21 protein-coding genes are annotated in these 22,386 nt (G+C 73.1%); 11 read left to right on the top strand and 10 right to left on the bottom strand.

Annotated features, from left to right (window positions below; translation table 11 throughout):
• Positions 1-24 precede the first annotated feature (24 nt).
• Positions 25-906, top strand: coding sequence for a YegS/Rv2252/BmrU family lipid kinase (locus tag OIE49_RS34225; RefSeq protein WP_326805681.1), 882 nt, complete (start codon positions 25-27; stop codon positions 904-906).
• A 56-nt stretch (positions 907-962) separates the two neighbouring features.
• Here OIE49_RS34225 and OIE49_RS34230 read toward each other — a convergent pair whose 3' ends face one another.
• Positions 963-1,328, bottom strand: coding sequence for a transglycosylase family protein (locus OIE49_RS34230; protein WP_326805682.1), 366 nt, complete (start codon positions 1,326-1,328; stop codon positions 963-965).
• Positions 1,329-1,538: 210 nt separating this feature from the next.
• Between OIE49_RS34230 and OIE49_RS34235 the strand changes: the two genes are divergently transcribed.
• The 7 genes from OIE49_RS34235 (at position 1,539) to hypE (ending at position 9,727) form a co-directional block, all read left to right on the top strand.
• Complete coding sequence (locus OIE49_RS34235) at positions 1,539-3,248, top strand: hydrogenase maturation protein (protein ID WP_326805683.1); 1,710 nt, start codon at positions 1,539-1,541, stop codon at positions 3,246-3,248.
• Positions 3,245-3,847 (top strand): hydrogenase maturation protease, encoded by a 603-nt coding sequence (locus tag OIE49_RS34240; protein ID WP_326805684.1) that lies wholly within the window; start codon positions 3,245-3,247, stop codon positions 3,845-3,847. Before OIE49_RS34235 ends, OIE49_RS34240 begins: the two co-directional genes overlap by 4 nt.
• Positions 3,848-3,943: 96 nt before the next feature.
• Positions 3,944-4,717: a hydrogenase nickel incorporation protein HypB gene (hypB, locus tag OIE49_RS34245; RefSeq protein WP_326805685.1), complete on the top strand. Its 774-nt coding sequence runs from the start codon at positions 3,944-3,946 to the stop codon at positions 4,715-4,717.
• A complete protein-coding gene (gene hypF, locus OIE49_RS34250; protein ID WP_326805686.1) occupies positions 4,714-7,086 on the top strand; it encodes a carbamoyltransferase HypF in 2,373 nt (790 codons plus the stop codon). The genes hypB and hypF overlap by 4 nt, the downstream gene beginning before the upstream one ends.
• A gap of 73 nt (positions 7,087-7,159) precedes the next feature.
• Positions 7,160-7,492, top strand: a complete 333-nt coding sequence (locus OIE49_RS34255; protein WP_326805687.1) for a HypC/HybG/HupF family hydrogenase formation chaperone — start codon at positions 7,160-7,162, stop codon at positions 7,490-7,492.
• Complete coding sequence (gene hypD, locus OIE49_RS34260; protein ID WP_100571455.1) at positions 7,492-8,652, top strand: hydrogenase formation protein HypD; 1,161 nt, start codon at positions 7,492-7,494, stop codon at positions 8,650-8,652. The genes OIE49_RS34255 and hypD overlap by 1 nt, the downstream gene beginning before the upstream one ends.
• Positions 8,645-9,727 carry a hydrogenase expression/formation protein HypE gene (gene hypE / locus OIE49_RS34265; RefSeq protein ID WP_326805688.1) on the top strand — a complete coding sequence of 361 codons (1,083 nt, stop codon included), beginning with the start codon at positions 8,645-8,647 and terminating at the stop codon, positions 9,725-9,727. The genes hypD and hypE overlap by 8 nt, the downstream gene beginning before the upstream one ends.
• Positions 9,728-9,798: 71 nt before the next feature.
• Here the strand turns inward: hypE and hypA are convergent, their stop codons facing one another.
• The 6 genes from hypA to OIE49_RS34295 form a co-directional block, all read right to left on the bottom strand.
• Complete coding sequence (hypA, locus tag OIE49_RS34270) at positions 9,799-10,158, bottom strand: hydrogenase maturation nickel metallochaperone HypA (RefSeq protein WP_326805689.1); 360 nt, start codon at positions 10,156-10,158, stop codon at positions 9,799-9,801.
• A 74-nt stretch (positions 10,159-10,232) separates the two neighbouring features.
• Positions 10,233-10,829: a DUF5947 family protein gene (locus OIE49_RS34275; RefSeq protein WP_326805690.1), complete on the bottom strand. Its 597-nt coding sequence runs from the start codon at positions 10,827-10,829 to the stop codon at positions 10,233-10,235.
• A complete protein-coding gene (locus tag OIE49_RS34280; protein ID WP_326805691.1) occupies positions 10,826-11,422 on the bottom strand; it encodes a NifU family protein in 597 nt (198 codons plus the stop codon). Before OIE49_RS34280 ends, OIE49_RS34275 begins: the two co-directional genes overlap by 4 nt.
• Positions 11,415-13,208, bottom strand: a complete 1,794-nt coding sequence (locus tag OIE49_RS34285) for a nickel-dependent hydrogenase large subunit (RefSeq protein WP_326805692.1) — start codon at positions 13,206-13,208, stop codon at positions 11,415-11,417. Before OIE49_RS34285 ends, OIE49_RS34280 begins: the two co-directional genes overlap by 8 nt.
• A gap of 5 nt (positions 13,209-13,213) precedes the next feature.
• Entirely contained in the window at positions 13,214-14,731 is a 1,518-nt protein-coding gene (locus OIE49_RS34290) for a hypothetical protein (protein WP_326805693.1), read from the bottom strand.
• A gap of 174 nt (positions 14,732-14,905) precedes the next feature.
• Positions 14,906-16,264: a PP2C family protein-serine/threonine phosphatase gene (locus tag OIE49_RS34295; RefSeq protein ID WP_326805694.1), complete on the bottom strand. Its 1,359-nt coding sequence runs from the start codon at positions 16,262-16,264 to the stop codon at positions 14,906-14,908.
• Between the two features lie 208 nt (positions 16,265-16,472).
• On the opposite strand from OIE49_RS34295, the gene OIE49_RS34300 reads away from it, so the two are divergent.
• Both OIE49_RS34300 and OIE49_RS34305 read left to right on the top strand, forming a co-directional pair.
• Complete coding sequence (locus OIE49_RS34300; protein ID WP_326805695.1) at positions 16,473-16,805, top strand: cupin domain-containing protein; 333 nt, start codon at positions 16,473-16,475, stop codon at positions 16,803-16,805.
• 243 nt (positions 16,806-17,048) lie between these two features.
• Positions 17,049-17,984 carry a sigma-70 family RNA polymerase sigma factor gene (locus tag OIE49_RS34305; RefSeq protein WP_326806411.1) on the top strand — a complete coding sequence of 312 codons (936 nt, stop codon included), beginning with the start codon at positions 17,049-17,051 and terminating at the stop codon, positions 17,982-17,984.
• A gap of 83 nt (positions 17,985-18,067) precedes the next feature.
• On the opposite strand, the gene OIE49_RS34310 is transcribed toward OIE49_RS34305, so the two are convergent.
• Entirely contained in the window at positions 18,068-18,238 is a 171-nt protein-coding gene (locus OIE49_RS34310) for a hydrophobic protein (protein ID WP_326805696.1), read from the bottom strand.
• A gap of 200 nt (positions 18,239-18,438) precedes the next feature.
• Between OIE49_RS34310 and OIE49_RS34315 the strand changes: the two genes are divergently transcribed.
• Positions 18,439-19,512, top strand: coding sequence for an NAD(+)/NADH kinase (locus OIE49_RS34315; RefSeq protein ID WP_326805697.1), 1,074 nt, complete (start codon positions 18,439-18,441; stop codon positions 19,510-19,512).
• Positions 19,513-19,540: 28 nt separating this feature from the next.
• On the opposite strand, the gene OIE49_RS34320 is transcribed toward OIE49_RS34315, so the two are convergent.
• The gene (locus OIE49_RS34320; protein ID WP_326805698.1) at positions 19,541-20,641 is read right to left on the bottom strand and encodes a PP2C family protein-serine/threonine phosphatase; all 1,101 of its coding nucleotides are present in this window, start codon (positions 20,639-20,641) and stop codon (positions 19,541-19,543) included.
• Between the two features lie 239 nt (positions 20,642-20,880).
• Positions 20,881-22,248, bottom strand: a complete 1,368-nt coding sequence (locus OIE49_RS34325; RefSeq protein ID WP_326805699.1) for an endo-1,4-beta-xylanase — start codon at positions 22,246-22,248, stop codon at positions 20,881-20,883.
• Positions 22,249-22,386 lie beyond the last annotated feature (138 nt).

Genomic DNA, 22,386 nt, shown 5'->3' on the forward strand with positions numbered 1-22,386 from the left:
GTTTCCGTCCCGGAGGCCCCACCGATGCGACAGTTCACCGCCATCGTCAACCCCACCGCGGGCGGATCCGCCGGGGCCGCGGCGCTGCTGCGGGTGGCCAGGCTGCTCCGGGAGGCCGGCGCCGGGGTGGAGACCGAGTACAGCCGCAGCCTCACCCACGCCCAGGACCTCGCCCGCTGGGCCGGCGAGCGCGACCGCGTGGTGCTCGCCGTGGGCGGCGACGGCATCGCGGGCGGCATCGGCGGAGCCCTCAGCGGCACCGCCACCCTCCTGGGCCTGGTCCCCGCGGGCCGCGGCAACGACTTCGCCCGCGCGCTCCAACTGCCCGACGATCCTGCCGCGTTGGCCAGCATCCTGCTGCACGGCGCCCCGCGCCGCGTCGACACCGTCGAGGTGGAGTCGGCCGCGCACCCGCGCACCGTCGTCCTCGGCAGCGTGTACGCGGGCGTCGACGCGCTCGCCAACCGGCACGCGAACAACTCCCGGCTGCTGCGCGGCGCCGCCTCCTACTACGCCGGCGGGCTGCGCGCCGTGGCCACCTGGCGGGCGGCGACCTACCACGTGACCGTCGACGGGGAGGAGCACATCCACCGCGGCTACACCGTGGTGGCCGCCAACTCCGCCTTCTACGGCTCCGGTCGCATGATCGCGCCCGGCGCCCGCGTCGACGACGGCCTGCTCGACGTGGTGATGATCCGCGAGGCACCACGACGGCTCTTCTTCACGCTGATGAACGAGCTGAAGTCGGGCGCGCACGTCGAGCGCCCCGAGGTGCGGATCCTGCGGGGCGAACGGATCCGGATCGCCGCCGACCGGGAGGTGCCCTACGGCGCCGACGGCGAGGTCGAGGCGGTGCTGCCCGTCACGGCCCGTGTGCTGCCCGGCGCGCTCGCCGTGCTGTGCTGACCGTCCGCCGTCCCGACCGGCGTGCAGCGAACGGTGCTTGAGCGCCCGAGGCGCCGTCAGGAACAGCCCCAGGCCGACATCCCCTGGAGGACGGCCAGCCGCCCGGCCACGGCGATCTGCTCACGGCGCGAGGCCAGGTCCGCCCGGCGCGCGTACTTCAGGCCGCCCGCGGCCACCCAGCTGGACTGGCGGAACTGGAGCCCGCCGTAGTACCCGTTGCCGGTGTTGGCCCTCCAGTCGCCGCTGGACTCGCAGGCGGCGATGGCGTCCCAGTCGGGACCGAGGCCGACGTTCGGGCCCGCCGTCGCCTGGGGACCGCCGGCCAGTGCCGCGGTGGTCGCCGCGGCCAGCAGGGTCCCGCGCAGCGCGCGACGGCGAGGGGGGCGGCCGGGGGCTCCGTCGATGTTCTGCCGATCATTCATGCACAGACTGTTACATCATATGATCAGAAAGTAGTGAAATGACGCGCCGGGCGCCTGCCCGTTCGAGCCGCGCCCTGGACGATCCGCACAACGCGATCCGGATGGAGGGAAAGACCTGACGCGGACGGCGGAGTGCGCCTGAGGCAGTCGGACTAACGCCCCGCCGGGGTCCTTCCCCAAGGCCTGATGAACCGGACACCATGCCGCGTCATGGACATTCTGCTCGTCGCCAGTGCGTTCAACAGCCTGTCCCAGCGCGTCTACGCCGAACTGACGGACCACGGCCACCACGTCGACGTCGTGCTCGCCGCGCACGGCCCCGACGCCGTCCGTGCCGCCGTCACCGGGACGAACCCGGAGCTCGTCATCGCGCCGATGCTCAAGACCGCGCTGCCCGAGGACGTGTGGCGGGAGCACCCCTGCCTCATCGTGCACCCCGGCCCACCGGGGGACCGCGGTCCCTCCTCGCTGGACTGGGCGATCGCCGACCAGGCACCCGAGTGGGGCGTCACGGTCCTCCAGGCCGAGGCGGCGATGGACGCCGGCGACATCTGGGCGGCCGTGCCGTTCCCCACGGCGCCGGTCGGCAAGAGCGACCTGTACCGCAACGAGGCCTCCGACGCCGCAGTGACCGCCGTACTCCTGGCCGTACGGCGCTACGCGGAGGGCTCCTTCAAACCGCTGCCGCAGAGCGACCCCTCCATCGGCGTCGTCCGGCGCGGCTTCCTGCGCCAGGAGCGGCGCCGCGTCGACTGGGAGAACGACAGCACGGCGACCGTGCTGCGCAAGCTGAGGGGCGCCGACTCGCAGCCCGGAGTCCTCGACGAACTCCACGGCCGTGAACTGTTCCTGCACGGCGGCCACCCGGAGGACCAACTGCGCGGCCGTCCTGGAGAGTTGCTCGCCACCCGGGCGGGAGCGGTGTGCCGGGCCACCCGGGACGGCGCCGTGTGGATCCCGGAACTCAGGCCGCGCAAGAACTCCGGCGACCCCGCCCCCTTCAAACGCCCGGCCGCCTCGGTCCTCGGCCCGACCGGCCTCCCGGAGGCCGCCGTCCCGCTCGAACTGCCCCCGGACCGGAGCACCTGGACCGACATCCGCTACCGGCAGCGCGGCGAGGTCGGCTTCGTCTCCTTCTCCTTCCCCGGCGGCGCGATGAGCACCGACCACTGCCGCAGACTGCTCGCCGCGTACCGCCACGCCCTCTCCCGCCCCACCCCGGTACTCGTCCTCGGCTGCGCCCGCGACTTCTTCTCCAACGGCATCCATCTGAACGCCATCGAGGCGTCCGAGGACCCGGCCGCCGAGTCGTGGGCCAACCTCAACGCCATGGACGACCTGGTCGAGGCGGTGCTGCGCACCACCGACCGGCTGGTCGTCGCCGCGCTCGGCGGCAACGCCGCCGCGGGCGGCGTCATGCTCGCCCTCGCCGCCGACGAGGTGTGGTGCCGCACCGGCGCCGTGCTCAACCCGCACTACCGCCGGATGGGCCTGTACGGCTCGGAGTTCTGGACGTACAGCCTGCCCCGCCGCACCGGCACCGGCACGGCCGGGCGGCTGACCACCGAGGCCCTTCCGGTGAGCGCCGCGACCGCGCACGGCCTCGGCCTGGTGGACCGTCTCGTGCCCGCACCCGCCGGGGAGTTCACCACCGAGGTGGACCTTATGGCGGCCGCGCTCGCCGACGCGCCCGACCTCGGCCGGCGCATCGACGCCAAGGCGTCGGCCCGCGCACGCGACGAGGCCGTACGACCGCTCGCGGACCACCGGCGCGCCGAACTCGCCCGGATGCACGACATCTTCTTCGACCCCGCCGCCCCCTACCACGCACTGCGCTCGGCGTTCGTCCGTAAACTCCCCGGCGCCTGCGCCCGTCCCCTGACCCAGGCCCCCGCCCCGCTCACCGGAGGCACCCGATGACGCCGCCGCCCGCCCCCCGGATCCTGGTCGCCGGTGTCGGCAACATCTTCCTCGCCGACGACGCCTTCGGCCCCGAGGTGATCCAGGCCCTCGGCACCCGCCCGCTGCCCCCCGTGGTCCGGGTGCGGGACTACGGCATCCGCGGCCTCGACCTTGCCTACGAACTGCTGGACGGCTACGACACGGCCGTCCTCGTCGACGCGGCGCCGCGCGGCCACCGGCCCGGCACCCTGTCCCTGATCGAGGCGGAACTCCCCGACTCGGAGACCGGCGCCGCGGCCCCGCCGGAGGCCCACGGCATGGACCCGGCCAAGGTGCTCGCCCTGGCCGCCCACCTGGGCGACGGGCCGCTCCCGCGCGTCCTCGTGCTCGCCTGCGAGCCCCAGGTGCGGCCCCGCGGCGACGAGGACATCATGCCCGGGCTCAGCGACCCGGTACGGAATGCCGTCGCCCCGGCCGTCGAAGCCCTGCACACCATGATCCCGGTGCTGCTCGCCGACCCCACGGCCACCCCGCCGTTGGTCCGCACGGAGGAATCCGCCCCCGCGCACACGGCTGCGCTCCCGCACCTCGCCACCGACGCGGCCGAAGATCGGTGAGGGGCCCCGCCCCCGCCCGCCCTGTTTCTCCCGCCCAGCCCTCCCCGTCATCTCCGCACCCGCCCCCGCCCCGAGCCGACTCCCAGGAGCAGCGCCATGTGCCGGTCCGTCGACGTCAAGCAGGCCGTCCTCGCCAAGAACGACGACCTCGCCGCCACCCTGCGCGGCGACCTGGCCCGGCAGGGCGTGGCCGCCGTCAACCTGCTGTCCAGCCCCGGCAGCGGCAAGACCGAACTCCTCGGCCGGGTACTCGCCCGCGCCGTCGAACGGGGCGTCCCGGTGGCCGCGCTGACCGCGGACCTGGCGACCGAGAACGACGCCCGCCGGCTGGCCCGCTCCGGCGCCCCGGTGCAGCAGGTCCTCACCGACGGACTCTGCCACCTGGAGGCCCGGCAGGTCCGCTCCCGGCTGGAGGGCTGGCTGCCGGAGGACACGGCGGTGCTGTTCGTGGAGAACGTCGGCAACCTCGTCTGCCCCGCGTCGTACGACCTCGGCGAGACCCTGCGGATCGTGCTGATGGCGGTGACCGAGGGCGAGGACAAACCACTGAAGTACCCCACCGCGTTCGGCTCCGCCCACCTGGTCGTGGTCACCAAGACCGACCTGGCCGAGGCCGCCGGCTTCGACGAGAGCGCCTTCCGGGCCCATGTGCAGCAGGTCAACCCCGGCGTGGAGATCGTACGGACCTGCGCGCGCACCGGCGACGGCGTCGAAACCGTGCTGGACCGCGCACTGGCCGCCCGTGACGGCGCCCCGGAGCACCGGCCGCCGCTCACCCCGCACCCTCACACCCACGACCACGCCGCCGACGGCGAGCAGGCCCACGACCACCACACGCATCCGCACCCGGCGACCACCCCCGTCTCATGACCGCACCCGTCACCGGCCCGGTACGCCGCAGGCTCACCGTGCGCGGCACCGTGCAGGGCGTGGGCTTCAGGCCGTACGTGCACCGCCTGGCCGCCGACCTGGCGCTGGCCGGCTTCGTCAGCAACACCGCCGCCGGCGTGCTGATCGAGATCGAGGGGCCGCCCGACGACGTCACCCGGTTCTGCGAACGGCTGGCCCGGCAGCCGCCCCCGCTGGCCGCCGTCACCGGCATCGGCCTGGAGGACCTTCCCGCCGACGGCGCCACCGGCCCGTTCGTCATCCGCGCCACCGAACACTCCCCGGGCCGCACCCAACTCCCGCCCGACACCGCCACCTGCGCCGACTGCCTGCGCGAACTGGCCGACCCGGACGACCGCCGCCACCGGCACCCGTTCATCACCTGCACCCACTGCGGCCCCCGCTTCACCATCGCCACCGCCATGCCGTACGACCGCGCCGTCACGACCATGGCCGGCTTCCCGATGTGCCCCGCCTGCGCCCGGGAGTACACCGACCCCGCCGACCGGCGCTTCCACGCCCAGCCCGTGGCCTGCCCCGACTGCGGCCCCCGGCTGCGCCTGGTCCCCGCCGCGGGCAGCGGGGACCGCCCGGCCCGGGACGCGGACGCCCTGGCGGCCGCCAGGGCCCTGCTCGCCGCCGGACGGATCGTCGCCGTCAAGGGCGTCGGCGGCTACCACCTGGCCTGCGACGCCACCGACACCCGCGCCGTCGCCACCCTGCGGACCCGCAAGGAACGCGGCGGCAAGGCGTTCGCCGTGATGTGCGCCGACCTCGCAACCGTCGAGCGGATCGCCGACCCCACCGACCGCGAACGGGCCACGCTCACCGACCCGAGGCGGCCCATCGTCCTGCTGCGCCGGCGACCACGGCCGGACGGGCTCCGCCTGTCCGACGAGGTCTGCCCCGGCAGCCCCCACGTCGGCGTGATGCTGCCCTACACCCCCGTGCACACCCTGCTGTTCGGGCTGCCCGGCGACCCTCCCGGCCCGCGCGCGCTGGTGATGACCAGCGGCAACCGCTCCGGCGAACCGATCGTCACCGACGACGAGGAGTCGCTGACCCGGCTCGCCGGACTCGCCGACGCCTGGCTCGCCCACGACCGGCCCATCGCCTGCCCCTGCGACGACTCCCTGCTGCGGGTGCGCCTCGACGGCACCGAACAGGTCCTGCGCCGCTCCCGCGGCTACACGCCCCGCCCCCTGCGCCTGCCGATCGCGGTGCGCCCCGCCCTCGCGGTGGGCGGCGACCTGAAGAACGCCCCGTGTGTCGGCGACGGCGAGCAGGCCTGGTTCGGGCCGCACATCGGCGACATGGGGGACCTCGCCACCCAGGAGGCCGCCCACCGGGCGGAACGGCACCTGCTGCGCCTGACCGGCGTGACCCCCGCCCTGGTCGCCGCCGACCGCCACCCCGGCTACCACTCGGCCCGCTGGGCCCGCCGCCGCGCCGCCGGGCTTCCGCGGCCGGAGCCCGTACTGGTCCAGCACCACCACGCGCACATCGCCTCGGCGATGGCCGAGCACGGCCTCGACGGCACCACGCCCGTCATCGGCGTCGCCTTCGACGGCACCGGATACGGCGACGACGGCACCGTCTGGGGCGGCGAGTTCCTGCTCGCCGACTACACCGGCCACCGCCGCTTCGCCCGGCTGACCCCCGCCCCGCTGCCCGGCGGCGACGCGGGCGTGGCCAACCCCTGCCGGCTCGCCCTGGCCCGGCTGTGGGCCGCGGGACTGCCCTGGGACCCCCGCCTGCCCAGCGTCGCCGCCTGCACGCCCGACGAACGGGCGCTGCTGCGGAAGCAGTTGGAGCGAGACCTGGCCTGTGTGCCGACCTCGAGCACGGGCCGGCTCTTCGATGCCGTGTCCTCCCTCGCGGGCGTGTGCCACCGCGCGGGATACGAGGCGCAGGCCGCGCTGGAGTTGGAAGCGGCCGCGACCCTGGCCCGCGACGCCGACAGTGCGGCGTACTCCTTCGGCTTCACCGACGGCCCAGGCCCCCTCGGCTGCGACCCGGCGCCCATGCTGCGGGCGCTCCTCGACGACCAGCGGCGCGGCACCCCGCCGCCGGTCCTCGCGGCCCGCTTCCACCGGGGCCTCGCGCGGGCCGTCGCGGAGATCTGCCACCGCGCCCGCGCCGTCACCGGCCTGACCACCGTCGTCCTCAGCGGCGGTGTCTTCGCCAACGGGCTGCTGGAGGACGCGTGCGCCGCGCTGCTCACCGGGGACGGCTTCACCGTCCTGCGCCACGGCGAAGTCCCCCCGAACGACGGCGGACTGGCCCTTGGACAGCTCGTGGTCGCGGCACACGAGCCACACCACCGGCGGCGCCAGGAAGCCGCCGGATGAGCCGACCGGGCCGGGACCCGCGCGAGGGCCGCGAAGCCGGCGGACGACTGACAGCGACGAGACGGAGTGACCCATGTGTTTGGCAGTGCCCGGCAAAGTCGTGGCCATCGACCACCACGCCGACCCGCTCACCGGTCTGATCGACTTCGGCGGGGTGCAGAAACAGGCATGTCTGGAGTACCTGCCCGATGTGCGGGTGGGGGAGTACGTGATCGTCCACGTCGGGTTCGCCCTCCAGCGGCTGGACGAGGAGTCGGCCCGGGCGTCCCTGGAGCTGTTCAAGGAACTGGGGCTGCTGGAGGAGGAGTTCGGCGACGCCTGGGCCCAGGCGGCCGAGCAGGCCGGCGACCCGGCCCCGCACGCCTCGGGAGCCGGAGAACGCGAGAAGAGCGGGAGTGAGGCCTGATGAAGTACATCGACGAGTTCAACGACCCCGAGCTGGCCCGGCGGCTGCTGGACGAGATCCGCGCGACGGTCACCCGGCCTTGGGCGCTGATGGAGGTCTGCGGCGGCCAGACCCACTCGATCATCCGGCACGGCATCGACCAACTGCTGCCTGAGGAAGTCGAGTTGATCCACGGCCCCGGCTGCCCGGTGTGCGTGACACCCCTCGAGGTCATCGACAAGGCACTGGAGATCGCCGCCCGTCCCGACGTGATCTTCTGCTCGTTCGGCGACATGCTGCGGGTGCCGGGCACCGACCGCGACCTGTTCCGGGTCAAGGGCGGGGGCGGGGACGTACGGGTGGTGTACTCGCCGCTCGACGCCCTCCAGCTCGCCCAGCGGCACCCGGACCGGCAGGTGGTCTTCTTCGCCATCGGCTTCGAGACGACCGCTCCCGCCAACGCCATGGCCGTGCACCAGGCCCGCCGCCTCGGCCTGGACAACTTCAGCCTGCTGGTCTCGCATGTGCGGGTGCCACCGGCCATCGAGGCGATCATGTCGGCCCCGGCGTGCCGGGTGCAGGGCTTCCTTGCCGCCGGGCACGTGTGCAGCGTCATGGGCACCGCCGAGTACCCGGACCTCGCCGAGCGGCACCGGGTCCCGATCGTGGTCACCGGGTTCGAACCGCTGGACATCCTCGAAGGCATCCGCCGCTCCGTGCACCAACTCGAACGCGGCGAGCACCGGGTGGACAACGCCTACCCGCGCGCCGTGCGGGAGGCGGGCAACCCGGCCGCCCTGACCATGCTCCAGGAGGTCTTCGAGGTCGCCGACCGGTCCTGGCGCGGCATCGGACGCATCCCCGCCAGCGGCTGGCGGCTGTCCGAGGCCTACCGCGACTACGACGCGGAGCACCGCTTCGACGTCGCGGGCATCCGCACCGAGGAACCCGCCGTGTGCCGCGCGGGCGAGGTCCTCCAGGGGCTGATCAAGCCCACCGAGTGCTCCGCGTTCGGCACCACCTGCACCCCGCGCACCCCGCTCGGCGCCACCATGGTCTCCAGCGAGGGCGCCTGCGCCGCCTACTACCTGTACCGCCGGATGACCGGACAGGCCTCACCGGGCGCCCCGGCGCCGCAGGGCTCCCGCATCCCGCAGGAGGAGATGAACCCCGTTGGCTGAACTGGCTTCCGCGACCGCCGACGCCCCCGTCGACCCGGCGAACTGGACCTGCCCCGCCCCCCTGCGCGACCAGCCGGTCGTGGTGATGGGCCACGGCGGAGGCGGCGCGCTGTCCGCCGAACTGATCCAGGACATCTTCACCCCGGCCTACGGCAACCCCGTCCTCGCCGCCATGGGCGACTCCGCCGTCCTCCACCTCGGCGGCACCCGGCTGGCCTTCTCCACCGACTCCTACGTCGTCAGGCCGTTGTTCTTCCCCGGCGGCAGCCTCGGCGACCTGGCGGTCAACGGCACCGTCAACGACCTGGCGATGAGCGGCGCCCGGCCCGCCTACCTCTCCGCGGCCTTCGTCCTGGAGGAGGGCGTGGAGCTGACCGTGGTCGAACGGATCGCGCGCGCCATGGGCGCCGCCGCCGAGGCCGCGGGCGTCACCGTGGCCACCGGCGACACCAAGGTGGTGGAGGCCGGACACGGCGACGGCGTGTACGTCACCACCGCCGGCGTCGGTGTCGTCCCCGAAGGAGTGGACATCCGCCCACAGCGCGCCCGGCCGGGCGACGCCGTCATCGTCAGCGGCCCGATCGGCCTGCACGGCGTGGCGATCATGAGCGTCCGGGAAGGCCTGGAGTTCGGCGTCGAGGTCGCCAGCGACACCGCGCCCCTGGGGGACCTGGTGGCCGCCATGCTGGCCGTCACCCCGGACATCCACGTGCTGCGCGACCCCACCCGGGGCGGTCTCGCCGCCTCCCTCAACGAGATCGCCCGCGCCTCCGGCACCGGGATCCGGATGAGCGAACGCGCCATCCCCGTCCCCGACGCGGTCGCGAACGCCTGCGGATTCCTCGGCCTCGACCCGCTGTACGTGGCCAACGAGGGCCGGCTCGTCGCCTTCGTGCCGCCCACCGATGCGGAGGCCGTCCTGGAGGCGATGCGTGCCCACCCGCAGGGCGGCGGAGCCGTGCTCATCGGCGAGTGCGTCGCCGAGCACCCCGGCATGGTGGTCGTCGCCACCGGCCTCGGCGGCACCCGGGTCGTCGACCTGCCGCTGGGCGAGCAACTGCCGCGTATCTGCTGACCCGCAGAACCGAACGGCCCCCGCCGGTGCGTCGTGCACCGGTGGGGGCCGTTCGGCCGCCGGACGGCCCCTCAGGGCGTCGGCGACGGCGCGGGCTCGATGGCGGTGATCTCCAACTCCCGTCCGCTGCGCAGGTCCCGCGAGGGACGATCGCAGTGGGGGCACCAGAAGAACGGGGGCATTCCGACCGGGAACTCCGCGTCGCACGGCACGCAGTGGGCGTGCGCGGTCACCTGCTCGACGACGAGCCGGGCCCCGGCCAGGGCGGTGCCCTCGCGGGCGACCTCGAAGGCGAAGCTCAGCGCGTCGGGCACGACCCCGGCCAGCTCGCCCACCCGCACCGTCACCACCGAGACGGGGCCCGTGCCCTCGGCGCGGGCCACCTCGTCGGCCTGTTCCACGATCGCGGTCGCGATCGACAACTCGTGCATGTCGGCCGGCTCCGTCCGGTAGCTCCGATCGGCCGGCTCCGTCCGGCCGGTTCCGTTCGGTCAGTTCTGCTCGGTCAGTTCTGCTCGGTCAGCTCCGCGAAGAACTGCTCGACGGCGGGCCACAACCGGCCCCCGCCGGACAGGCCCCGCCACTCGCGGCGGACCACGGCCAGCATCCGGAAGCAGTCGTCGACGGGCACGACCCAGTGATGGTCCATGCCCTGGACGGTGCTGACGAGCAACGCCTCCACCTCGGGCTCCATGCCGCCGAGTTCGGGGATCCGGCCGGCCAACTGCCGCCAGGCCGCCGCGTCCACCTCCCACCGCATGGAACCTGCCGGGCTCGGGCCCTCGGCGGTGACCGTGCCGTCGGCGCGCGGCACGAAGAAGACCAGGCCTACCGGCACCCCCAGCGCCGCCGTGTCGACGTGCGGAAGCCGCACCCGGCGCCGGGGGACGAGCCGGTGGTGCCCGCCGCCCGCCCCGTCCCCGGCGAAGAGCACCGAGCACGGGCCGCAGGCGCACCGCACCTCGGCCTCGGCGGTGTCGTAGAGATGGCGGTGGTCCTCGGGCACCGGCGCGGCGCACAGATCGCACACCTCGCCCGCCGCCGCGGCGCTGCCGCCGGCCGAGGAACGGATGAGACGGGCCAGCGCCCCGTCCCCGCTCACCGCGGCTCCTGCGACTGTGGCGCACCCCGGCGCATGAGCGTGTCCAGGGGGACGAACGCCGGAGCCGCCTGCCGCTCGGCCGCGGCGGCCACCGCCTCCACCGCCGCCAGTTCGGGCGCGGCGGCGAGCACGGCGGCACGGACGGCGTCGCTCACGTCGTCCGTGCCGCCGCCGCACCCGGCACCGCACCCGCCGCCGCCCGTGGTGACCCGCACCCGAGCCACTTGCTCCTCCACGCCCACCCACTCGACGTCGCCGCCGCGCTCCCGGACGGCCGGGCGCAGCCGTTCGACGGCGCGCTCCGCCCGGCGCTCGGCCGGCTCGGGGTGGATCTCGTGCAGGACCAGCAGATGGCCCACCAGCTCGTCGTCGGTCAGACGCCCCGTCAGTTCACCGTCTGCGCGGTCGAGCACGCGGCCCAGCGCCTCGCCGTACACCTCGGTCAGCAGCCGCACCGCCTCCAGGGCGGACCGCACGGTCGGCCCCGGAGCGGCCTCGAGGCCCGCGAGGAGTTCGTCGAGCCGGGCGAGCCGCGCCTCGACGTCCGGGTCCGCGAGCCGGCCGGACCGGGTGCCCTGCTCCGTGTCAGACATGGTCGGTTCCGTAGGTGGGGGTGTGGGTGGTGGTGAGGGTTTTGCCGTTGCCGAGGTACATGTGGACGCCGCAGGGGAGGCAGGGGTCGAAGCTGCGGACGGTGCGCATGATGTCGACGCCTTTGAAGGTGTCGGGGTCGTTTTCTTCGAAGATGGGTTGTCCTTGGACGGCGTCTTCGTAGGGGCCGGGGGTGCCGTAGGGGTCGCGGGGGCTGGCGTTCCAGGGGGTGGGTGGGTAGGGGTGGTAGTTGGCGATTTTCTGGTTTTTGATGACGAGGTGGTGGGAGAGGACGCCGCGGACGGCTTCGTGGAAGCCGCAGCCGATGGCTTCGTCGGGGACTTGGAAGTTTTCGAAGACTTTGGTTTCGCCGGCGCGGACGAGGGTTTGGGCTTGTTCGAGGAATTGGAGGGCCATGGCGGCGGCGTAGGCGATGAAGTAGGGGCGGGCTCGGTCGCGTTCGATGGTGTTGGACCATTGGGGGATGGTCCATTCGAGGGTGGTTTCGGGGAGTTTTTCGCCGTGGGGGAGGGTGATGCGGACGCTGTGGCCGGTGGCTTTGATGTAGGGGGTGTCGACGAGTCCGTTGAGGGCGGTGGACCAGAGGCGGGCGAGGGGGCCGCCGCCGGTGTCGAGGGCGAGGTGCTGGCCGGTTTCGGGGTGGTGCCAGCGGGGGCTCATGACCCAGCTGTAGTTGTGGTCGAAGGCGCGTTTTTGGGGGTGGGGGAGGGTGGTCTGGTTCCAGGGGTGGCGGATGTCGACGGGGTTGCCGAGGGGGTCGTGGGTGACGAAGGGTTCTTCGGAGGTCCAGTCGTCGTAGTAGGAGGAGCCGAGGAGGATGCGCAGGCCGAGGTTGATGTCGACGAGGTTGTTGGTGACGAGTTGGCCGTCGACGATGATGCCGGGGGTGACGTACATGGCCTTGCCCCAGTGGTTCATCGTTTCGTAGCGGTAGTCGACGATGTCGGGGTTTTGCCAGGCGCCCCAGCAGGCCAGGAGGATGCGGCGGCGGCCGACTTCTTCGTAGCCGGGCAGGGCCTGGTAGAAGAAGTCGAAGACGTCGTCGTTGAGGGCGACGGCTTGTTTGACGAAGTCGATGACGCGCATGAGGCGGGCGAGGTAGTCGGTGAAGACGGTGGGTTGGGGCATGGTGCCCACGCCGCCGGGATAGAGGGTGGAGGGGTGGACGTGGCGTCCTTCCATGAGGCAGAACATTTCCCGGGTGATGCGGGACATCTTCAGTGCCTGTTTGTAGATTTCGCCTTCGAAGGGGTTGAAGGCGCGCATGATGTCGGCGATGGTGCGGTAGCCGTGGAGGTGTCCTCGGGGGGCTTCGGTGCGTTCGGCGCGGGCGAGGACGCTGGGGTTGGTGGCTTTGACCATGGCTTCGCAGAAGTCGACGAAGACGAGGTTGTCCTGGAAGATGGTGTGGTCGAACATGTACTCGGCGGCTTCGCCGAGGTTGGTGATGTGTTCGGCGAGCGGTGGGGGTTTGACGCCGTAGGCCATCTGCTGGGCGTAGTTGGAGCAGGTGGTGTGGTTGTCGCCGCAGATGCCGCAGATGCGTGAGGTGATGAAGCCGGCGTCGCGGGGGTCCTTGCCCTTCATGAACACCGAGTAGCCGCGGAACAGGGACGAGGTGGAGTGGCACTCCACGACCTCCCGGTTCGCGAAATCGATTTTCGTGTAGATGCCCAGATTCCCGATGATCCGCGTGATCGGATCCCAGGACATGTCCACGATCTGAGCGGGCTTACGCCCCGCCCGACGCGCCTCGGTGGTCGTCATGTGACTTACTGCCCCTCACTGTTCGGGTTCCGGGGATCGGTGTACGGCTCCAGCTCGTCGGGCCGGAAGTAGTGGAAGCGGCCGTACCAGGCGTGCAGTTCGGCCGCGGGGTCGTCGTCGAGGGTGACGGCGAGGTGCACGCTGCCGTCCACGTCGTGGAAGACCGCGGCCACCTGTGCGGTCCGCCCGGCCAGGAACATGTCCTGGGCGTCGGCGCCCCGGCCACGGGGACGCAGCAGGACACGGCTGCCGCTTCCCACGGGCACGCCGTCGACGAGCACCGTCTCCGTGGTGGGGGAGAGGCCGTCGTCACCGCCCTCCTGCCACCAGGCGGGCCGGTCCACGCCGAGGCCCCCGGTGGCGGCAGGCCCGGCGGGGGCCAGCGAGCGGATGGCGCCGTGCAGCCGGGACAGGACCTCCGGCGGCATGTTGTCCACCCGGTCCAGGATCTCGGCGGCGCGCGGGTCGGTCGCGCGGGCCTCGCGCTTCTCCTCGTCGGTCAGGAGCATCGTCCGCAGCGTCAGGATCTCGTCGATCTCCGCCGCGTCGTGCAGGTCGCCCGGACTCTCGGGCGCGACCTGCGGACGGTCGGGCAGGATGATCGGCGCGGACAGCAGCACGGGGCCGGTGTCACCGTCCGACGGCCGCGCGGGATGCGCGGCGCCGGTGCCGGCGTCCGGGGCGGGCGGTGCGCCGCCGAGGACGGGGAAGGTGAACGCGTTGCGGCAGCCGCGGACGTGCTCCAGCAGGTCCGCGGGCGGGTCGGTCAGCGAGACGAACTCCACGCCCGTACCGCCGATGAGGGTGTGCGTGGCGATGAGCGCCTGGCGCAGTGCCGTGTCCCGCGGGGCCCGCGGGTCCGCCGCGTGCCCGGTGTTCTCGGTGCGCACGCGCAGCCGGACCAGGCCGTCCGCGAGCCGCTCGGCCGTGAGTGTGGTGTCCGCCCGGATCTCCGTGCGCCGCCGTACGATCCGCCCGGCGCCCCCGGGCAGCGGCTCGCTCTCCTCACCGGCCGCCGCTCCCACGGGGGCGGTGTGCTCCCGCCGCAGCAGGTCCTCCAGCGGTACGACGAGGTCGCTCTCACGCGGCACCGCCTCGTCGAAGGTCAGGTGGGTCGTGCCGTCGCCGGTCCGCAGCGACTCGACGGGACGGTTTGTGCCGTCCGGGCCGGTCTCCTCCACCTGCTTGTGCTGCGCCTGGAGGTAGCGCACCCGGATCCGCAGGACGGCGTCGGGCGCGTGGACCCGCAGCAGGCACTCGGTCCGCTGGTACCAGGAGTCGGCGGAGCCGGACACGCCGACCGTGACGGGCCCGTCGTGCTCCACCCAGTTTCGCGGCGCCAGCACCCCGAACTGCCACCGGACGCGGTTCTTGGGGGAGGAGCGGCGGTACGGATAGAGGAGGTAGCCCTCGTAGAGGACGGCGTCGGCGACCGCGCCCACCTGCTCGAACGGCCGCTCGCCGGAGCCGACCGGCACGGCGCCGTCGCCGCCCACGGCACCCTCGACCACAGCATCCGGCATCTGGCTCTCCTCCGACTCGCAGGTTCGCCATGCCTTCCACCACCCACCCACCCCTCACGCGCCCTCTCCCCCTCCTGCCCAGCGCTGTTGGGCCGTCCGGGGGAGCGGCGGCGGTCGCCCGGGGGAGCGGCGGCGGTCGCCCGGGGGAGCGGCGGCGGTCGCCCGGGGGTTCGCTCAGCCCGGCAGGCGCGGCACGCGCAGGGCCAGCAGCGCCACGTCGTCGTCGTAGCCGTCCTGGTGGCCGAGCAGCGCGTCGCACAGCGCGTCCAGCGGGTCGGAGGCCAGGGCGGCGGCGTGGTCCGCCAGGTCCCGCAGGCCGGCGTCGATGTCCCGGTCACGGCGCTCGATCAGGCCGTCGGTGAACAGCAGCAGGGTGCTCTCCGGGGGCAGCGGGTGCCGGTGGTCGGGACGCGGCAGGCCCGGCTGCACGCCGACCGGGATACCGTGCGCGTCCGGCGCGAGCCACTGGGCCGTGCCTTCGGCGGTGATCAGCAGCGGGGGCGGGTGCCCGGCGTTGGTCCAGCTCAGAACGTACCCGGCGGCCGGCTCCCGCTCGATGCGGGCCAGGACCAGGGTGGCGGCCGGCGGCTCGTCGACCGCGGTGAGCGCCCGGTCGAGCCGGTCCACGATCAGGCTGGGCGGCCCGCACCGGTCGAAGGCCAGGGCCCGCAGCATGTTGCGGATCTGCCCCATCAGCGGCGCCGCCTCCACGTCGTGCCCGGTCACGTCCCCGACGACGACGAGGACCGCCCCGTCGGGCAGTCCGAGGGCGTCGTACCAGTCACCGCCGAGGTGGGGAAGCTCGGACGCCGGCTCGTAGCGGGCCTCCACGAGCAGCGGGGACAGGTCGGGCAGCACCGGCAGCAGACGGCGCTGGAACTGCTCGGCGGACCGCTTGAGCCGCCCGTACAGGCGGGAGTTCTCGATGCTGACGCTCGCGGCGCTGGCCAGCGCGGTCAGCAGGGCCTCGTCGGCGTCGGCGAACGGCGTGCCGTCCTCCTTGTCCGCCAGGTAGAGGTTGCCGTACACGGTGTCGCGCACGCTCAGCGGGACTCCGAGCAGCGTGGTCATGACCGGGTGGCCCTCCGGGAAGCCGACCGAGCGGGGGTCGGCGGCGATGTCGTCGACCCGGAGCGGCTTGGGATCCTCGATCAGGCGGCCCAGCAGGCCATGGCTCTGTGGCAGCCCGGACTCGGCCAGGAGCCGCTCGGCGTCGGCGGCGCCGACGGTGATCAGGTCGATGATCTCCCCGCCCTCGCTGAGCACGCCGAGGGCGCCGTAGCGCGCGGCGACGAGGTCGGTGCCCGCCCGCACCAGATGCCGCAGCACGGTGCGGGTGTCCATGTCGGCGCTGATGGCCACCACCGCGTCCAGCAGGCAGTGCAGCCTGCGCCGGTCCAGGCTGAGCTGCCGGATCTGGGCGCTCAGCTCCTCGACGGCCTCGCCACCGCGCGTCCGGCCGCCTTCCGGGGCCGCGCCGGTCCCGTGGCCGGCCGCCTCTTCAGGCTCCGGTCGCCGTGGATCGTCCGACATGGGGCACCTCCCGGCAGGGCCGGTGCTCGGCGGTGCTCGTGCTCACTCACCGTACGGGCCCCCGCACGGCCACCTTACGCCGAGCGGGGAGGCGGCGGCCTCCTCCCGCCCGCCACGAGCCGGGGAGGGAAGCCCGAAGGCGGCGGCGCAGCGGCGTACGCTACGGAACTGCCCAGCTCAGGTCCCCTCGTGAGGAAGAGTCACCGTGATGCAGAAGATCTCCCTCGACGCCCTCGCCCGCGAGCATCTCGGACGCGCCGAGTCGTCCTCGGCCGGCCGCAGCGCGGAGACCGTCTACGGCGGTCACGAACACGTGCTGCGCCAGACCCTGATCACGCTGCGTGCCGGCACGGCCCTCGCCGAGCACGACAACCCCGGTGAGGCGACCGTGCTCGTGCTGCGCGGGCGCGTGGTGCTGCACAGCGGCGACACGTCGTGGGAGGGCATGGCGGGGGACCTGCTCATCGTGCCGCAGTCCCGGCACAGCCTGGAGGCCGTCGAGGACGCCGCGGCCCTGCTGACGGTCACCAAGGCACCCTGACCAGCCAATTCTCCGTGTCCCTCCGCCGCAAGCGATGGGTGGAGGGACGCGCCCCGCACAGCTCCGAGGTCTGATCCCCGCTCCCTCGTCCGCCGCACGTATGGCTCGCGGCCGCTCCGGGTACCCGAACGACGCCCGCGACGAGATGAGGAGCGCGCGATGGCTCCCGCGAAGCAGAGGACGGCGGCGTCCGCAGGCGGCGGACGACGGGTGTCGGCACGTGCCAGCAAGCGGTACGACGCGATGCCCGAACTCGACGGCGAACCCGATCTGCTCGGCCAGTACCTGCGCCAGATCGGCGCCACACCGCTGCTCGACGCGGAGGGCGAGGTGCGCCTCGCCCGGCGCATCGAAGCCGGTCTGCAAGCCACCGAGGAACTGAACCAGGCCGACGAGGGCGGCCGTGAACTCGCGCCGGAGCGGCGGCGGGAACTGGAGGCCGCCCTGCGGGTCGGCCAGGAGGCCAAGGACCACATGGTGCGGGCCAACCTCCGGCTCGTCGTGGCCATGGCCAAACGGCACGCACACCGCGGGCTGCCACTGCTCGACGTCATCCAGGAGGGCAACCTGGGGCTCATCCGGGCCGTGGAGAAGTTCGACCACACCAAGGGGTTCAAGTTCTCCACCTACGCCACCTGGTGGATCCGCCAGGCCATGGAACGCGGCCTCGCCACGCACGCGCGTTCCGTGCGGCTGCCGATGCATGTCGTGGAGCAGCTGCAGAAGCTCGCCAAGATCGAGCGCAAGCTGCAGCTGCGCCTCGAACACCAGCCGACCGTCGAGGAGGTCGCCGGCGAGAGCGGCCTCGCCGAGGACAAGGTCGTCTGGCTGCGCCGCGTCGGCCGACAGGTGATCAGCCTGGACATGCCGGTGGACGACACCGGAGAGACCGTGGTCGGCGACCTCATCCCCGACACGGAGGTGCTGCAGGCCCCCGAGGTCGCCGAGTACCAGGCGCTGGCCGAGGAACTCCGGGAGGCCGTCGACACCCTGGCACCGCGCGAGGCCCTCATCCTCAGCCTGCGATACGGCCTGCACGACGGTCACCAGCGCACCCTGCACGAGGTCGCCCAGCACGTGGGCCTGACCCGGGAGCGCGTACGCCAGCTGGAGAAGCAGTCACTGGCCCAGCTCAGGGAACAGGAGCCGGGCGAACGGCTCCTTGCGTGGGCGAGCTGAGGCGCCCGGGCGGAACAGTGCGCCCGGCACGATCGCCGGGCGCACGGCTCCACTCGGGCCGCCGCGACGCGCGGCGGCGGCCGTCACCAGCGGTACCAGCGGCCCCTGCGGCCGCCGGCGCCCTCGGACCGTGCGACGAAACCGAGCAGCCACAGCACGAGCACGATGATCGCGATCCACCACAGCGCCTTCAGGGCGAACCCGGCGCCGAAGAGGATCAGGGCGAGCAGGAGAACGAGCAGCAAGGGAACCATGTATATCCACCTCCGGACCTTCGAATGCCCGGCCTACGCGCGAACACACCCTGGGAAATACGGTGTTTCCGCACGTGAAGCAGGGGAACTCGTGGATGCTGCCCGCGAGTCGGCCAGTTGGGCCGGACGGGGTCGGACAGAGGACGGCTTCCGGTGTCGAGCCGGAGCCGGCCCGGGTGCGCGGATCTCCGGAGGCAGAGGTGACGGTGCGTCGTATCGGCCTGGTCGTCCATGGCGGGCGCGGTGAGGCCGCGGCTGCCGCCCGCATCGTGCGCGAGTGGTGCGACGAGCACGGCGTGGGGTGCGCGGACATCGACGTGTGGCACGACGGAGGGCGGCGCAGCGCCCGGGAGGAGATCGAGGCCGCGGGCGATCCGGACCTCGTCGTCACCCTGGGCGGTGACGGCACGTTCCTGCGCGGTGCCCGGCTGGCCGCCGTGAACGACGCCCTGGTCCTGGGCGTCGACCTCGGCCGGGTGGGTTTCCTCACGGAGGTGCCGGTCACGGTCGTGCGCGCCGCGCTGGACGCCGTCCTCGCGGAGCGCCTCACCGTGGAGAACCGGATGATGCTCAACCTGCGCGCCTCGCGGCGCCTGGAGGTGCCGGCCGACATCGAGGAGCTGATGCGCTACGGCCGCCGTCCGCTCCTGCCGCCACCGCGGGTGCGCGCCGACTGCCAGGCCGGCGGTGACTGGGGCATCCCGCTGAACGTCACCGCGCTGAACGACGTCGTGCTGGAGAAGCTGGCCCGGGACCGGCAGGTGTCCGTCGGCGTCTACCTCGCGGGCCGCCTCCTGGCGTCCTATTCGGCCGACGCGCTGCTGGTCGCCACCCCGACCGGCTCCACGGCCTACAGCTTCGCCGCCGGGGGGCCGGTCGTCTCGCCCCGCGCGGACGCCCTCGTCTTCACGCCGGTCGCCCCGCACATGGTCTTCAACCGCTCGGTCGTGGCCGCGCCGGACGAACCGATCGGCCTGCGCGTCCTGGAACGCTCGGGCCAGGCCGCCGTCACCATCGACGGCCAGTTGCGCGGTGTACTCGACCCGGGCGACTGGATCGGCGTCTACGCCGCGTCGCGCCGGCTGCGGGCCGTCCGCCTCGGTCCCATGGACTTCTACGGCCGTCTGCGGGAGCGCATGAACCTCACGGACGCCCCGGCCGCGGTCGCCGACGGCACCCCGGCCCCCTTGTGGCCGGTGACGTCGCCGCGACCGGCCGATCTCGCCCACCTGGCCCTGCCGGCCCGCCCCGGTGAGGTCTCATGGGTCCCGTGAATCCGCGGTGGACCGTCCCGGCCGCCGCTCAGGGGCGGGGCTCCGTGGGGAGGCGGTGGGCGGCGAGGGCGGCGAGGTCGTCGTCGAGGTGTCCGTCGCTGTAGTCGAGCAGATCCGCGTGCAGGCGCTCCAGCAGCGCGCCCGGCGGAAGGCCGGTCCAGGGCCGGACCCGCTCGGCGAGCGGGTAGAAGGCGCCGGCGGAATCGCGGGTCTCGGTGACGCCGTCGGTGTACAGAAGCAACGTGTCGCCCGGCCGGAAGGGCACGACGTCCACCCGGTACCCGTTGCCGAGCAGCCCGCCGAGGTTGATGGGCGGCGAGGGCTCGGTGGGTTCCAGCTCGCCGACCCGGCCGCCGCTGACCAGCAGCGGAGGCGGGTGGCCGCAGTTGACGAGACGTACGACGTGCTCGTCGTCGGGGATCTCCGCGAACACCGCTGTCACGAAGCGCTCGGCCGCCTCGGTGCCGGGAAGCTGCTCGGCGTAGCGGCTCATGCTGCGCTCCATGCGCCGGGCCAGACCGGCCAGGTCGGGCTCGTCGGGCGCGGCCTCGCGGAAGGCTCCGAGCACCGTCGCGGCCGTCTCCACGGCGACCAGGCCCTTGCCGCGGACGTCGCCGACGAGCAGCCGCACTCCGTGCGCCGTCGGCACCGCCTCGTACAGGTCGCCGCCGATCTGCGCCTCGGCCGCCGCGGAGAGGTACAGGGTCTCGATGGAGACCTGGCCGAGCCTGTGGGGGACCGGGCGCAGTAGGACGCGCTGCGCGGTCTCGGCCACGGAACGCACCGTGGCCAGGGTGTGCTCCCGGCGCGCACGGTGCCAGGCGAGGATCGTGCCGAGGATGCCCACCACGAACGTGCAGATGTAGTTGGCCACGTAGTGGCGGTCCCAGAGATTGCCCACGGTGCGGCCCGCACAGCACGGCGTGCCGGCCAGGACGCCCTCCAGGACGATGGCGAACACCGTGACGGCGGCGACCACGCGGGGGCCGTACCCGAAGGCGGCCACCAGCGGCAGAGCGGTGAGCACGAAGCTCACGGGCCACAGCGCCGGGGTGAGCGGCTCGACGGCGAGGACCACCACGACGTAGAAGACCGGCAGCCAGCGCAGCCACAGGGGCTGGGCCGGCACCTGCGACCGCCCTCTCGGCTCGCGCGGGCGGCGGTCCTCGCGGAAAGACTCAGGCGGCCTGTTCACAGGTACTCCCGGCGGGCTTGACCAAGAGGACCAGCCTGCTGTGCCGTACCGTCACCGCCTCGGCATTGCTCCAGGCAAGGGCATGTCAGCGAGGCCGGCAGCCGCCACGTACGGGCACGACCGGGGCGCCGCGCGAGACGCGCCCCGGTCGTGCGTGACGTGGTCCGGCCCGGTCAGGACGCCGTGCAGGCTCCGAGCGTCGGTGTGGAGTTGTTGCCGTTCTTCGCCGCGGTGAAGCCGAAGCTGGTCGAGGCGCCCGCCGCGAGACTGCCGTTGTAGGAGGCGGCGCGCACCGTCATGACGTTGCCGCTGCTGTCCCAGCTGGGGGTGCCGTTCCACAGGCTGGCGACCTTCTGCGGCGGGGCGAAGGTGAGCGTCACGGTCCAGCCGTTGATCGGGGCGGAGCCCGCCTTCACGGTGACCTCACCGTTGTAGCCGTCGTTCCAGTCCGAGGTCCTGGCGAAGGAGACCGTGCAGGTGGCGTTGCCACCGGGGTTGCCGCCGCCGGGGTTGCCGCCGTCCCCGCCCCCGGTGCTCGAGCCGCCGAGCGCGGCGAGGGCCGCGTCGTACGCGGGCTTCTTGCCGTAGTTGGAGTCGAACAGCAGGGGAGTGCCGCTGCTGCGCCACGAGTACTTGTCGGTGACCCCCCAGACGGTGAGGCCCGTGCAGCGGGTCACCGCGAGGCAGGCCTTGACGACGTTCGAGTAGTTGTTGGCCTGGGCGGTGCCGGAGCCCTCGATGTCGAGCTCGGTGATCTGCACGTCCACCCCGAGGTCGGCGAAGCGCTGCAGATTGGCCTGGTAGTCGGACGGGACGGGGGAGGCGCTGTTGAAGTGGGACTGGAAGCCCACGCAGTCGATCGGCACACCGCGGGACTTGAAGTCCTTGACCATGGCGTAGACCGCGTTGCTCTTCGCGTTGACGCCGTCGGTGTTGTAGTCGTTGTAGCAGAGCTTGGCGTTCGGGTCGACGGTGCGGGCCGTGCGGAAGGCCTCCTCGATGAAGCCGCTGCCGAGCTTGTCCGCGAACGGAGAGCTGCGCAGGGCTCCGCTGGAGCCGTCCTGGTACGCCTCGTTGACCACGTCCCAGGCGTAGATCTTGCCCTTGTAGTGCTGCATGACCTGGGTGATGTGGTTGTTCATCGCCGAGCGCAGGTCGGTGGCGCCCAGGCCCGAGACCCAGGAGGGCAGCTGGGAGTGCCACACCAGTGTGTGCCCGCGGACCTTCATGTTCTGGCTCTGCGCGTGGCTGACGATCTGGTCGGCATTGCCGAAGGTGAAGGTGTTGCGGGAGCCCTCGGTGGCGTCCCACTTCATCTCGTTCTCGGGCGTGACCTGGTTGAACTCACGGTCGAGCGTGCCGGCGTAGGCCGATTCGCCGAGGTGGTTGGCGGCGACGGCGGTACCGAAGTAACGGCCCTTTCCGGCCGCGGCGGACCCCAGTGTGTCGGCGGCCGCGGCGGTGTGCGACAGGGCCGTGACGGTGGAAGCGGCGAGCAGGACGGCCGTGAACGCCTGCGCCGCCCGTCTGGGCATGGGCATGCCATCTCCGTTTCTCGAAAGTTTCGCTGTCAAGGTCGAATGTGACGCGCAGGTTACGAACAGATCGGGGGTCGGTCAACGGTTCGCGCACGATGTGCTGCGGGATGGCTGAAGCTTGACCTCCCGCTATTCCTTTGG

This window comes from Streptomyces sp. NBC_01788 (assembly GCF_035917575.1).
Taxonomy (GTDB): domain Bacteria; phylum Actinomycetota; class Actinomycetes; order Streptomycetales; family Streptomycetaceae; genus Streptomyces.